The 13,170-nt window shown below is 44.4% G+C and carries 12 protein-coding genes and 1 pseudogene; 5 read left to right on the forward strand and 8 right to left on the reverse strand.

Annotated features, from left to right (window positions below; genetic code table 11):
- The 6 genes and pseudogenes from BCT49_RS14695 to BCT49_RS14720 form a co-directional block, all read right to left on the reverse strand.
- Positions 1-1,943: hypothetical protein (locus tag BCT49_RS14695; RefSeq protein ID WP_102436171.1), on the reverse strand; the 1,943-nt coding region annotated here is incomplete at its 3' end.
- A 322-nt stretch (positions 1,944-2,265) separates the two neighbouring features.
- A pseudogene (locus tag BCT49_RS14700) lies at positions 2,266-2,670 on the reverse strand (GNAT family N-acetyltransferase); the annotation flags it as partial.
- A 141-nt stretch (positions 2,671-2,811) separates the two neighbouring features.
- The gene (locus BCT49_RS14705) at positions 2,812-3,069 is read right to left on the reverse strand and encodes a YdcH family protein (protein ID WP_102436173.1); all 258 of its coding nucleotides are present in this window, start codon (positions 3,067-3,069) and stop codon (positions 2,812-2,814) included.
- A 202-nt stretch (positions 3,070-3,271) separates the two neighbouring features.
- Positions 3,272-4,261: a rhodanese-related sulfurtransferase gene (locus BCT49_RS14710; RefSeq protein WP_102436175.1), complete on the reverse strand. Its 990-nt coding sequence runs from the start codon at positions 4,259-4,261 to the stop codon at positions 3,272-3,274.
- 313 nt (positions 4,262-4,574) lie between these two features.
- Positions 4,575-5,489, reverse strand: coding sequence for a GNAT family N-acetyltransferase (locus BCT49_RS14715; RefSeq protein WP_102436177.1), 915 nt, complete (start codon positions 5,487-5,489; stop codon positions 4,575-4,577).
- 94 nt (positions 5,490-5,583) lie between these two features.
- Positions 5,584-5,826, reverse strand: coding sequence for a DUF2798 domain-containing protein (locus BCT49_RS14720; protein WP_102436233.1), 243 nt, complete (start codon positions 5,824-5,826; stop codon positions 5,584-5,586).
- Between the two features lie 90 nt (positions 5,827-5,916).
- Here BCT49_RS14720 and BCT49_RS14725 point away from each other — a divergent pair, with 90 nt between their 5' ends.
- Entirely contained in the window at positions 5,917-6,840 is a 924-nt protein-coding gene (locus BCT49_RS14725; RefSeq protein WP_102436179.1) for a LysR family transcriptional regulator, read from the forward strand.
- Between the two features lie 45 nt (positions 6,841-6,885).
- On the opposite strand, the gene BCT49_RS14730 is transcribed toward BCT49_RS14725, so the two are convergent.
- On the reverse strand, positions 6,886-7,401 hold the full coding sequence (locus BCT49_RS14730; RefSeq protein ID WP_102436181.1) for a hypothetical protein: 516 nt from the start codon (positions 7,399-7,401) through the stop codon (positions 6,886-6,888).
- 238 nt (positions 7,402-7,639) lie between these two features.
- Positions 7,640-8,788 (reverse strand): PLP-dependent aminotransferase family protein, encoded by a 1,149-nt coding sequence (locus BCT49_RS14735; protein ID WP_102436183.1) that lies wholly within the window; start codon positions 8,786-8,788, stop codon positions 7,640-7,642.
- A 115-nt stretch (positions 8,789-8,903) separates the two neighbouring features.
- On the opposite strand from BCT49_RS14735, the gene BCT49_RS14740 reads away from it, so the two are divergent.
- The 4 genes from BCT49_RS14740 (at position 8,904) to BCT49_RS14755 (ending at position 13,136) form a co-directional block, all read left to right on the forward strand.
- The gene (locus tag BCT49_RS14740; RefSeq protein ID WP_102436185.1) at positions 8,904-9,773 is read left to right on the forward strand and encodes an AraC family transcriptional regulator; all 870 of its coding nucleotides are present in this window, start codon (positions 8,904-8,906) and stop codon (positions 9,771-9,773) included.
- Between the two features lie 208 nt (positions 9,774-9,981).
- Positions 9,982-11,316 (forward strand): MATE family efflux transporter, encoded by a 1,335-nt coding sequence (locus tag BCT49_RS14745; protein ID WP_102436187.1) that lies wholly within the window; start codon positions 9,982-9,984, stop codon positions 11,314-11,316.
- Between the two features lie 213 nt (positions 11,317-11,529).
- Positions 11,530-12,288 (forward strand): ATP-binding cassette domain-containing protein, encoded by a 759-nt coding sequence (locus BCT49_RS14750; protein ID WP_102436189.1) that lies wholly within the window; start codon positions 11,530-11,532, stop codon positions 12,286-12,288.
- Entirely contained in the window at positions 12,285-13,136 is an 852-nt protein-coding gene (locus BCT49_RS14755) for an ABC transporter ATP-binding protein (protein WP_102436191.1), read from the forward strand. The genes BCT49_RS14750 and BCT49_RS14755 overlap by 4 nt, the downstream gene beginning before the upstream one ends.
- The last annotated feature ends 34 nt before the right edge of the window (positions 13,137-13,170 follow it).

Here is a 13,170-nt window from a genome sequence, read left to right on the forward strand (position 1 = left end):
GTTTTACTTGACCACTTCACAATGAACTCAGCATCCGGCAGCGAGTCAAGACAAGCCTGTAGGTTGAGAGGGTGTAAAGGTTGTGGTGTTAATGCGTTATCCAAAATGAACTGCTTAGTCGCTTCATCAAAAACATAAGCCTCACTGCCTGCATCTTCAACTTCCTTGTAGGTAATACGTACAAAGCCTTCGACTACAGACAAGTAAGCGGAGTTATCTTCTTTTTGGTAGTTAGACCATGTAGCTTGCGAGTGGATAGATTCAGGAATGGTAACTTTACGTAATACCTCGCCATTTACTGATTCATCTTTCCACGAACCGAGTTCTGACAATTTGGAGAATGTAGAATCTAAATTCCATGCTCTTGTATAATAAACTACGGTGCCGTTAGAAAGCAGCTGTGCAAATATCTCAGCACTTTCCATGCCTGCCATTGGAATTAAATCTGCATGGTTGTTATATGCAGTGTTATGACGATCCGATTCATCTTCAGCAATGGTCGATACCAAAGTGGCAAGCCATGTATCGCTGCCATTCTTAAAGGCGCTAATGCCGTTACACATGTTATTGAGCGCTTCATAGCGATCCGGAGCGTGCTCGGCACACCAATCACCTTTGTAAAAGGTATAAATGTTGTCGTTGATGTCTTCTACAGACAATTTATATGCGGTTGTGTTGTCAGGGAATTTTAAACCTGCTGGCATAATGTTAGACCAAACGTTCTCATCATCCGTTTGATCCATGATGGAACGAACATTGAGCCCACTGATATCTAATTGCTTGGCGCTAGCAACTTCACTAAAAATCGAGCTTCTAGATTCTAGAGTTAAGCTGCCGTCTTTGTTCGGCTTAATGCTGGTTAAGGTATCATCGCTCGCTTCCCAACCGTTTTGACCCAATACCATATTATTTGTGTCAGGGGTATATTCAAACTCAACAAATTGCTCAGCAAAGTAATCATAAATATAACTGGTTTCGGTCACTGAGTTATCTGAATCAGACTTCAATGTTCCATAGGCAACCACTAAATCTTTGCCAGTGTCATTATCGCCGCCAAACCAATTGATACCGTCTGTTTTGATGAGCTTCGCGAGGTCGGCTTGCTTAGAGCCTTTATTTGCCACATTTTCTTTAATTTTATCTTCGAGATTAGAGTCATCAATGGCGATGTGATCGCGATTAATACTGCCAGCAATATCGCTTGGGTTGAAGTTATCTCCAGCTGCTTCAATATTTTTTACGACTTCCTCGAGGACTCGAGTGACTTCTTCATTAATCAAGGCCGTGAGCGCTTCTACAGAGATCCCAGCACCCGCTGCGGTTTCTGATAGTGCGTCAGTATTCTCTGCCATGACTGAAGCGGTAACTTGAGCAACGCGGTGTAGGTTTTCAAAAGCCGCTTTTTGTGAATCGGCTAAGTCATTATTGTTTTTGGCTTCGATATAATCTTGTGTTAAATCGAGTGTTGTCCCCAACTTCTCTTGAATAGCTGTTTTAGCTTCTTCTAACGAAGAACCACTCTCGATTTCATTTTGAATCAGAGTCGTTAATGGGCTAATAAATGCGGATTTTGGTGGCGCAGTTAAGCGATAGCTCTTGTTTAGAACGACACCTGGGTTATCGGTATCGATGGTTTGTCCAGCAACCACTTCGATCAACAGAGTACCTTGTTCAAGTTGTTCTTGAGTTAGGTTATCAATCGTAAACGAACCATCGTCACCCGTTACGGCACTTGGCTCATCCTTATCACAAACTTTATTACTGTTTAGATCCAAACAGGCATTGGCTCCTACCAAATAGCCATCAGCGGCCTTTGCTGTTAAAGACGCTGAAGTTGCTGTTGAACCGCCAGTATCAGTTGTGGAGCTATCTGAACTGTCGCTACCACATCCTGCTATCCCTAGGGCTATTGCCACTGCTAACAGTGAACGTTGACCATTCATGTTAGTTCTCCTATTAAGTTATTGATAAAAATTTACTACTCTGGAATCAATTGGGGGAATGTCATTGATAAATATGACTATTTATAAATTGAATGCCATTGATGAGGAATGTATCAAAACGGTATATAGCGGAAATAGCTGGAGTGTTTATTCTAGAGACATATCTAATTAGGTGGGTAACATCTGCGAGTGATATCTATCGTGAATGTTTAGTGCCTGTAATTTATATCATTATCAATTGTTTTTATTATATATCTAATTGTATTTTATAAACTTTTAATGCCAAGGCGATAAAGTGAGCATCGCTGTCATCAACAACTTAGTAGCCAAGTGCCTGATAAAAACTGATGGCGCGGGTGTTACTTCTAAAGCTCGACAGAGTGACTTGGTTTCGTTGTTCTTGATGGGCTTTCTCGTGGATGCGTGACATGACTTTTTTACCAAGAGACTGATCTTGGTATTGAGGGAAAATGATCAGAAGATGCACATGGTATGCGTTGCCGTAAGGCTTGAAGCAGACGAGTCCGACTCTTTCGTTTTTATGGTATATCCAATGAAACCAAGAGGGATGATAATCTTTGATTAGGCGTTGACGTTGAAAGTCATCATCCCAGCCGAAAGTCTTATCAACATGTGTGAAAATGCCCTGTTTAACGCAATTAAATAGAGCTTCAAATTCAGAGCTTGGAACGAGTTTGAATTGTATGTTTCCGTCTTCAGTTATCACGGTGCTCGCTCCTTATCAATCTATTCGATTAAGCAAACAGTAACATATTTGGTGAAGTAGTTTGTCTATGTGCTTGATTATATTAAACGAAAAAGCCACGCGGTGTGCGTGGCTCTGAAAGTCTTATTTGTAGAGGCTCGCTTAAACGAGCTTAAGTGCATGATGGCGAGTGAGCTGTTTGTGTAGCGAGTCTTTTAGCGCCATACGTTCTACTTTGAGATTGTGCATGCTGTCGTCATCGATAGGGCTGCCAGAGATTTCTAGCTGACGGATGTCGTAGTCGAGTTGGTGGTATTTCTGCATGTCTGCTTTGAATTTTTCGTCGTCGTGGTTGAGCTGAACAATGTCTAATTTAAGATCTGGGAAATCTAAGATAAAGGCATGGTTTTCATTGAGCATTGGCACTTCCTCTCTAGTCGAATTATTAACAGTATAGAAGCAATTTTTCGAAAGAAATGTGGTTCAAAACACAAAGCCGTAAAGCGATCAAAAAAGGGCGCAAACTCGTGGGATAATCCTCGAACTTGCGCCCTTTTGTATGTATATAGCTTAACTATTTATCGTTATATGTTTAGAACTATACGTGTTGAAAGCAGAAAGCTTACTTCGCTTTCTTACCAGAGCGTTGCTGCTCTTTGTGTGCTAGCTTTTCTTTCTTACGTTGATCGATAAGGTGAGCTGCATCGCCGCCTACGTGGGTTTCACCACGAGCATTCGACAGTTGAACTTGCTTTTCACGTTCACGAAAACGGGCTTTTTGCTCGTCGCTGTGCTTATCAACACACTTAGGGCAGCTTACGCCTTTCTCAAAGTGCTCAGACGCTTTGTCTTCGTCTGTGATTGGTAGACGACAAGCGTTACATACATCGTAATCGCTCTTTTCTAGCTGGTGGTTTACCGCAACACGGCCATCAAATACGTAGCAGTCGCCTTCCCACATGCTCTCTTCTTCTGGTACTTCTTCTAAGTACTTAAGAATGCCGCCTTCAAGGTGGTATACCTCATCAAAGCCTTGCTCTTTCATGTAGGCTGTTGATTTTTCACAGCGAATACCACCCGTACAGAACATCGCGACTTTTTTGTGTTTCTTAGGGTCGAGGTTATCTGCCACATATTGAGGGAATTCACGGAAGGTTTCTGTGTTCGGGTTTACTGCGTTTTTGAACGTGCCGATATCGACTTCGTAGTCGTTACGAGTATCAACCAAAATTACATCTGGATCAGAGATGAGGTCGTTCCATTCGTTTGGTTTAACGTAAGTGCCGACAACGTGGCGAGGGTCGATACCTTCAACGCCCATGGTTACGATCTCTTTCTTGAGTTTCACCTTGGTGCGGTTGAATGGCTGTTCTTCGTTGAACGACTCTTTGTAAACAACATCAGCCAGACGTGGGTCTTGCTTGAACCATTGAAGAAGAGCGTCGATAGATTCGCGCTTACCTGCAACAGTGCCGTTGATACCTTCACTTGCAAGCAGCAAAGTACCGCGGATTTGGTTGGCTTCTAAAACGTCAGTTAGTGGCTGGCGAATTTCTTGGTAATCATCAAGTGCTACGAATTTATACAAAGCACATACAACATATTGAGACATGGTTTTTCCTTTCTGCGAGCTGGAACGTAAATCCAGAGCGTTGCCTTTTATGGTACAGACTGAGTTTGATTCACTCAGGTTTGCCCATATTGGCTTATTAAAATCCGCCGCAGTATAACCAAGCCAATGTAGGACAAAAACCAACCAAAAGTAGGGCTATTTATCATTTTGATTTGTGTGGTTTTAGGCTTGCAAAGATACATGCTCATGAAGTGGGATGAATAGGTAAGAGGATTGCGACATGCAGGCCTGCCAAAGCGTAATGATTGGCAGGCGAGTAATGTATTGAGTCACGTAATCTTTTACGGCTCAATTACAGGTGAGTAGGTAGCGTAAACTCTTGAGTTTCAGTTGCTTCATTGAGTCGCTCTCTCGTTAATCGCATCGGCGTTACGGGCATCCCATAGAAGTCGAACTTGTCACCTAAAACCTCTCCACCGAGTCCTTTTACGATATTGACGGTTGTGTCGCGCGCTTCGATATAGATTTCGTTGATGTCTTTCGACGCCTGAACTAATGAGTAACGAGCCAATGCTTTTCCTATGCCAAGGCCGCGGAATCGGTTGTCGACAACAAATCGCCCCCAGTGCCATTCTCCATCGCTCTCCCATGCTGCTACGGCGCCTAAAACATATTCTCCTGAACGTGCTAACCACCATTTCTGAGGAATGTCAGGAGATAATGGAATGAGATGTTGTGGGATACTTTGTTCACCAGAAAAGGTATCTCTGATCAAACTGTCGATCTCAGTGCGGTATACCGAAGTGCAAGCTTCGAGCTGAATTCTGGCTTTGTTGTGCGTGGCGTTTTTCTGAAAAGCGCTGAGTCGTAATGTTCTTAGTCCATCAATCACATTTTGGGTATCTTCTGGGCTCATTAGGTTCAGCAATTGAGACAGTTCATTGTTGGCTGACTCATCGGCTTCTTCTAGTCTTTTCAATCCTTCAGCTTTGAGTGAAAAGTACTTCTGACGTTTATCCGTTTCACTCAAAGATGGTTCGATATATTGCTTTTCAACCAGAGAGTTGAGGGTTCGGCTAAGAGAGGCTTTCTCGACGCTGAGCTGTACGCTGAGCTCAGAAAAGGGCGTGACTCCATTCTTACGCAGGTAGGTAAGAAGGTGGACTTGTGTCAGTGATAAGCCTGAATTAAGGCAGTTCTTATCCAATAGCCCAAGCTCGCGAACGAGATAACGTAACTCGCTTCTGATCTGCATAACCGATGACATACTCACTCCATAGAAATATACGTTGATAGTATCAACAATAATCCCAAAGACCGTTAAATGTCAATAATGTTGATACTATCAATGAATCTATTAACTACTTGTTCACCGGCTCCAACAACACCTTAGTCACGAACAGTCGCACCGTTGGGGCAACCACAGCTAACAATAATAATGCTGATGGAAGCATTTGGCCGACAGCCGTTACCCAAGCATCAAAAAACACGCCGCCTTGCGGTAGGTTTTTAGCAACCATAATGGCAGGCATGCTGAGTAGCATAGTTGGCAGTACCATAGAAACCATAAGTGGGTATTGGAATTTACGTGGAAGTTTTTTCATGATGTGCTCCGATTGACTCATTGATGGCTCTATTCTAATCTCGGTAGTAACAATCAAAAATAGACAGTTTTGAATCTGAATCGTGCATATATGAAAGCTAAAGACATCTCCAATCTATACCTGTTTTGTCAGTCTGTTGAGTGTGGTGGTTTTGCCGCGGCAAGCCTGCAAACCCATGTGTCTGCGCCAACCTTATCTAGAGCCGTGGCTCATCTTGAAGATAAACTCGGTGAAAAGCTGGTGCATCGTAATGCTAAGCAATTCCAACTGACGACGGCGGGTGATGAGTATTATCAACGCTTTGCTTCGCTTTTTTCTCAGCTTGATCATGAGTGGACTCAGCTATCCAATAGCCAGCCAGTATTAACCGGTGAGATTCGTGTGTCATGCCCAGAGCCGTTCGCGGATTACTTTTTACAGAAGCTCGCGATTGAGTTTATGGAGGTACACCCAGAGGTGAATATCTCGATTCATTTCAGTGCTGGCACAGAGCGCTTTTTTGATGAGCAGATCGATTTAGCCTTGGTGACCAGTCCTCCGCATGCCACGCACTTAATCCAACGCCAGTTGTTTGAGTCACCACTAGTGATAGCGGCTTCTCCGAGTTATATCGAAAAGCATGGTATGCCGAGCAGTGCTGAAGAGCTGATTTCACATCGCTTATTGTCTGGAAACAACATGCCTTACTGGGATTTGAAGCAGCAAGGCAAAACCATTCGCGTGCCTTACCAACCTAAGTACTCGATCAGTAGTTTAAGGCTCAATATTGAGGCGACCTTGTTGGGGGCCGGGATATGCTTGATGCCGAAATCGCCATTTGAGCGCTTTGCGGCGCAAGACAAATTGGTTCAGGTGTTGCCAGACGTCGAATGCCCAACAGGCAAAGCTTTTATGCTGTGGGCGGATAGAAAGCTGATAGCAAGCCGGGTGGTGGCGTTTAGGGATATGATCTTTGAGAGGTTTGAGAATTCTGCTGAGTTTTTGGCTTCGATTAATGAAGATAGAAACGAATAACGCCAGACTAAGCTGGCGTTGAGGTTCGAACTATTTAGATAACGGCTATTTGTTCTTGTGGTACAGATAAGCATTAAGCCAAGCTAAACCAAGGATGATCAGCGTCATTACCGGTGGTTTAGATTGCAGTGGCAACACCTCTGCAGGCACGCTTGGTAAAAGGTGAACGTATACCGCAACCACCATGATAGAGGTAGTCAGCAGTGTTGAAGCGAGCATCGCCTTGTTACGTAATTCGGTGTTCAGCTTGCGTCCGCCAATCATAACCACTAACAACAACACACCTGCCGTCATTTCACCTAACTGACCTGCCCAGCGAGAAAGTGTTGGGAAAGGAAGCTCGCTAAACGCAATCTGCTTCGCAAACATGGTCGTGAACGGGTCAAAGAATTTTACTGTGCCTGCCATCAAAAGGAATGCGCCCAGCAAGCCAGTCAGAATTTTTTGTGCTTTCAGAAACAGCGCATCACTTGAGTTGTATGAGCGAAATAGGAAAAAGCCGGTGATTAAAAACATCGATCCGATTAACGTAAGCTCAAGAATCAGTTGCTGTGTACTCATAGTCATAACCTTTCAGTGATAAGTGGTGTCGTCGTTTGATGTGCTTATCTTATGCAGGAACTTAGCATTCAAAAATAGACAATGTTGAACGTGATGAATGCATATTTGAAAGATTGAAAGATTGAAAGATTGAAAGATTGAAAGATTAAAAGATTAAGCTGTGAAGGTGCCAAACAAAAAGGCCCTGCTGTAAAATACAGCAGGGCCTTGGTATTAATCTGTCTGACTTAATCAGCGATTACGCTTGGTTAAGTACTTCCGCTAAGCGTTTCACCGCTTCCGTTAATTCTTCTGGGTTGGCATTGGTGAAGTTTAAGCGCAGTGCAGCTTTTGCTTCATCAGCCTTTGGATAGAATACTGGGCTTGGTACAACCGCCACACCATTAGAGAGTAGAGTTTTAGCCAGTTCAAAGGTGTCACACTCTGGGATTTCAACCCAAATGAACATTCCACCATCTACGGATTTTAATACGCAGTCAGCAGGCAGTTGTTTCTCTAGTTCTGAAAACAGCACTTCATAACGAGACTTGTACAGGGTGCGAATGTTTTCCATATGCACGTTAAAGTCTTCATGTTTCAGAAGGCCAACCAGCAGTGCTTGCATTGGTACACTTGAGTGTAAATCCGCACCTTGCTTCACTTTGATTAGTGGCTCAAGGTAGCTGCGTTTACCGGTTACCGCGCCGATACGTAGACCTGGCGATGCAATCTTAGAGAATGAACGAAGAACGATAGAGTTATCAGGGCAGAACGAAGAAACCATTGGCAGCTCAGTGCCTGTAAAGCGCAGTTCGCGGTAAGGCGCATCTTCAATGAATGCCACGTTGTATTTGATACACAGCTCAGCCACTTTTTGACGAGTTTCTGTTGTCCAGCAAACGCCCGTTGGGTTGTGAAAATCTGGTACGGCATAGAACATTTTTGGCGATTGCTGTTCAAAGCACGTTTCTAGTTCATCAAGGTTCGGGCCAAATTCAGTTTGAGACACAGTCACAATGTTCGCTTGAACCAAACCAAACACTTGCATCGCACCTAGGTAGCTTGGCGCTTCCATCACAACCACATCATTCGGATCAACATACGCACGTGCAATCAAATCCAAACCTTGCTGAGAGCCGGTACAGATCATCGCTGTGTGAGTCTCTGGCAATTGGTAGCTTTGTGTAAGGTGTTCAAGCAACGGTCCGTAACCCGCTGTCGAGCCGTATTGGAAAACTTCAGGCATGTTCGCTAGGTTTTCTAGCGTTGGCTTCATCAAATCGATAGGGAATGTTTTCTCGTCCGGTAAACCGCCGGCCAATGAGATGACATTTGGATCGCTTGCGGCTGCGAGGATCTCTCGAATGTATGAAGATTGAATCTGTTGTAATGACTGTGCGATTTCCATGTGTTGTGTCTCGTCGTTTTTCGTTTTTATTCTATCGCTTGATATTACACGGCAATTGTAAAAATAAGCGTGTCCGTTTATGCTCATAAACATGTCCATTTATGCTATTTGAAAAATGTCACGACAACACATATCCCGAATCAATGATGTTCTGTTCCATATTCACCAAGACATCAGCCAGCCTTTGTCGGCAAAAGCGCTCTCCGAGATTGCGGCTTATTCTGAGCAACACTTCCATCGCACCTTTAAAAGCGTGGTTGGGGAGTCGCTACATCAGTACATTCGACGCACTCGAATGGAGTATGCGGCCAATCAATTGATGTTCGATACCACGTCCTCAGTGGTGGAAATTGCCAGTAAGTGTGGTTTTAGTTCGGTGTCTTCATTTAGCCGAGCGTTTAAAGCGACCTTTAACATGTCACCGGGAGAATGGCGTAAACATGATTTACAAATAGCAGAAAAACCCTACTTGAAAGATCCCGAAGTCGCGGCGGGCTATTTGAACGTGGCGCAACGAGTGTTACCCGAACCTAAGATCGTTGAAACACCTGAGCGCATGGCGGCTTATGTTCGACATACGGGTTATAACCGCTCCATTCGCAACGCGTGGCTGATATTGAAAGCGTGGGCGAACTCAGAACAGCGCGACTTTTCGAGTCAATTTGGTTTGCATCACTCAAACCCTGCTTGGGTTGAAATGGACCAGTGCCGCTACGTGGCGTGTATCGCGATCAATGAACCGATTAAGTATCGCAGTGTGGTTAATCAGATGGTGATTCCCGGTGGCTTACATGCGGTGTTTAGGCTCAATGGCCGTTATGGAGAACTGCTCCCACAGATCAGTATGGCCTTAGAAAAGTGGCTACCTACGTCAGGTTTTAAGCAGCGTTCAACGCCCGCTTATGTGCATTATCATCAGAATCATTTCTTGAATAGCGATGAAGTGTTCGAACTCGATTTCTACCTTCCCGTGAGTTTTTACTAATCGATGGTTGTGCTGTTTTCTTGAACCAGACTTTGATCTTTTGTTTAGACAAATTATCACGACCAATAGCAGCCAATGATTCTATGCAGGTGAACTAAGCTAAATATGCTTTGTTGATAATTTACCCCAGTAAATGATGACAACGTACGGATTAAACGATAGCATTCCGTTTTAATTGCAAATAGTTCTTAATATCACTCGCTAGAATATGACCATTACCCACAAAGATTATCTGAAAATCGCTTTCCCTTTTATCATCTCAACGGTGACTCAGCCTCTGCTTGGCGCTGTCGATACCGCCGTGATTGGTCAGCTTGGCATCGCTGAACTGATTGGTGGTGTGGCGATTGGCACCATCATTATGAACACCATGTACTGGTTGTTTGGCTTTTTCCGCGTCAGTACGACAGGGCAAAGTGCGATGGCATTGGGTAGAGGAAACCGCTCTGAGTTAGCGGGCAGCTTGATGCGCCCATTTGTGTTGTCTGGTTTGGTAGGTTTAATCTTTATCTTGATACAACCGCTCATCTGGCAAGGTGCGATGTGGGTGATAGAGCCTGAAGCGAACGTGGCCGAGCACGCGCACATCTATTTCAGTATTTTGATTTATGGCGCGCCTTTTGTACTGCTCAACTACACCATTATTGGTTGGTTAATGGGACAGGCGAAAGCCAAAGAAGTCCTTTACACACAAGTGTTTGGTAATGTGTTGAACATTGTTTTAGATGCGGTATTCGTGCTCTATTTCGACTTGGGTGTGGCTGGTGTTGCTTACGCAAGTTTGATTGCACAAATCACTACTTTTGCGATTGGTATGACACTGGTGATGAAGAGCAGCAACATCTCGGTCTCTGAGTTCCTGCAAGGCTCAAAGATGACTAAGAAAGACCTGTCGACAATCATCTCTTCGAATACTGACTTACTGTTGCGTACAATTTGTATCTTGGTATTTTTCAATATGATGGCGCGTACAGGCTCAAAGCTGGGTACCGATGTTTTGGCTGCTAATGCGATTTTGATGCAGGTGACCTTCATTGTTAGTTACATGTTTGATGGCATTGCCAACGCATCAAGTGTGTTTGCTGGCAAAGCGGTCGGCCAGAAAAATCCTTCAATGCTTGACCGTGTGTTAAGGCTCAACTTCCAGTGGACGGCCGGTTTTATTGCTGCGCTAACGCTATTGACCTTGGTATTTAAAGACAGCATTGTTTTCTTGTTTACCGATATTCCAACGCTGGTTGCCTTGTATCAAGAGATGGCTCCGTGGCTGATTGTGTTCCCGCTGGTGGCAGGCTTTGGCTTGACGGTTTACGGCATCTTTACCGGAACAGGAACCACACGTCCGGTTCGAGACTCTAGCATCGCGACTTTGTTGGTATTCTTAGCGGTACAGGCGTTCACCATCGATATTTGGGGCAATCATGGTCTGTGGTTGGCGTTTACCTTGTTCTATCTTGGGCGTATTGCATTCCTATATCCGTTCATTTCTCAGGTTAAACAGAAGTGTTTTCCAACAGAGGATACCTCAGCAGCGTGTCATTAATTTAGAACGACCATCGCCATTTCTAAGACTTTATGAAAGCGCTTTACTATTTATGAACAATAAATTTAGTGGGCGCTTTTTTGTTCTTAATGAATTATTCAAAAAGGTTAATTAAACGGCAAATAAAATGCGATACGGTTCAATGTTCTCTTTTCATCATGTCGGCTAAATGATAGGGTTGTTATGTTATAACATCTATCTATGAGTACCTGCGTGAAAGCCCCACTTTTGTCTGTTGACCGATTAACGATCAAAACCTCTTCGAGAACACTTTTCCAAGATATCCACTTCGATGTGTATCGAGGTGAGCTGTTGGCGATCATGGGCCCTTCAGGTATTGGTAAGTCGATGCTTTCACGTGCGATTGCGGGCTTTATGCCAGAAACAGTGGAGGTTGAAGGTCATATTTCCCTGTCTGGTGAAGCGGTGTGTGGTTTGCCTATGTTGCAAAGAACCGCAGCACAACGACCGGCGGTTATCTTCCAAGACGCCCTTCAAGCATTGAACCCTCTCGTTTCCATTGAAGGCCAACTCAGTCTGGCATTCACGGGCACTCGCACTAAGCTTAAATCGCAAGACAAACTCAAGCTCACCGAATTGCTAGTACAACTCGGTTTCCCAAATCCAGAAACCATCTTGCCGTTGTATCCGAGTCAAATCTCTGGAGGACAACGTCAACGAGTGTGCATTGCGATTGGCTTGCTGGGTAACGCCGATATCATCATTGCAGATGAACCAACCAGTGCGTTAGATCCGGTGACAGAGCAAGAGATACTTAAGCTTATTCGCGACAGTGTTAAGCAACGCCAAATTGGTGGTTTGCTTATTACTCATGACCTGCACAGCGCGCTCGCGTGTGACAAGTTATTGGTGATCGATGATGGCGGAGTGGTGGCTTATGGCGCACCAAAACACGCGCTTGAATCAAGCTCTCACGCTTTCTGCTGTTCATTGAGAGACCTAATCGCATGAGTTCGACCTTATCATTAAATTCAGAAGTCTCGCCGTTAATGCCAGTGATAGATTCAGAAACACAAACACCGATTGAGATTAAGTTCGAGAATGTCGGTGTGCATTACTACTCAATACCAAGTTGGTTGGGTGGCAAGGCGTTCAAAGCGCTACAGAACATTGACCTCAATGTTGAAGACAAAAGTTTAGCCATTGTTGGACGCTCTGGTGCCGGTAAATCAACGCTGATTGAACTGCTGTTTGGCCTTAAAGAGCCGACTGTTGGCCAAATCAGCCTGTTTGGTCATTCGCTGCCTATTCGCAATAGCAAAGCACAAGCCGCGGTGTGTCGCTTGATTCAATTGGTGCCTCAAGAACCACACACCAGCCTCAATCCTTACTATACCGTTCGACAGATCTTAGCTGAGCCGCTAAGCAACTTAGATGTTTCTGGCAACCATGAAAGCATTATTGAAGAGACGCTGTTGGACGTTGGCTTACCTGCCACTTTGCTATCTCTGAAACCTAATCAGCTTTCTACTGGCCAAGCTCAACGTGTGGCTATTGCTCGGGCGCTTGTCGTTAGACCTGCGGTGTTGGTGGCCGATGAACCGACTGCCAGCCTTGACCCGGTGAACCGTCAAAGGCTGTTAGATTTACTCAATTCATTGAAAAAGAAGCGCGACATGCGCATCGTTTTGGTGACACACGATTTAGGCGCAGCAAAGGCGCTTTGTGAAGAAATTCTGGTTCTTGACCATGGCGAGATGGTGGAACATGGACCGACACCTCAAGTGATGAGCGTACCTGCTCATCCCGCGACTCAGTTGCTGATTCAATCTCAGCCACTTTCGAAATCTACTTGTTAATACAACCTTATTTATTACGAAATACAGCTTATTA

This window comes from Vibrio lentus (assembly GCF_002875945.1).
Classification (GTDB): domain Bacteria; phylum Pseudomonadota; class Gammaproteobacteria; order Enterobacterales; family Vibrionaceae; genus Vibrio; species Vibrio apostichopi.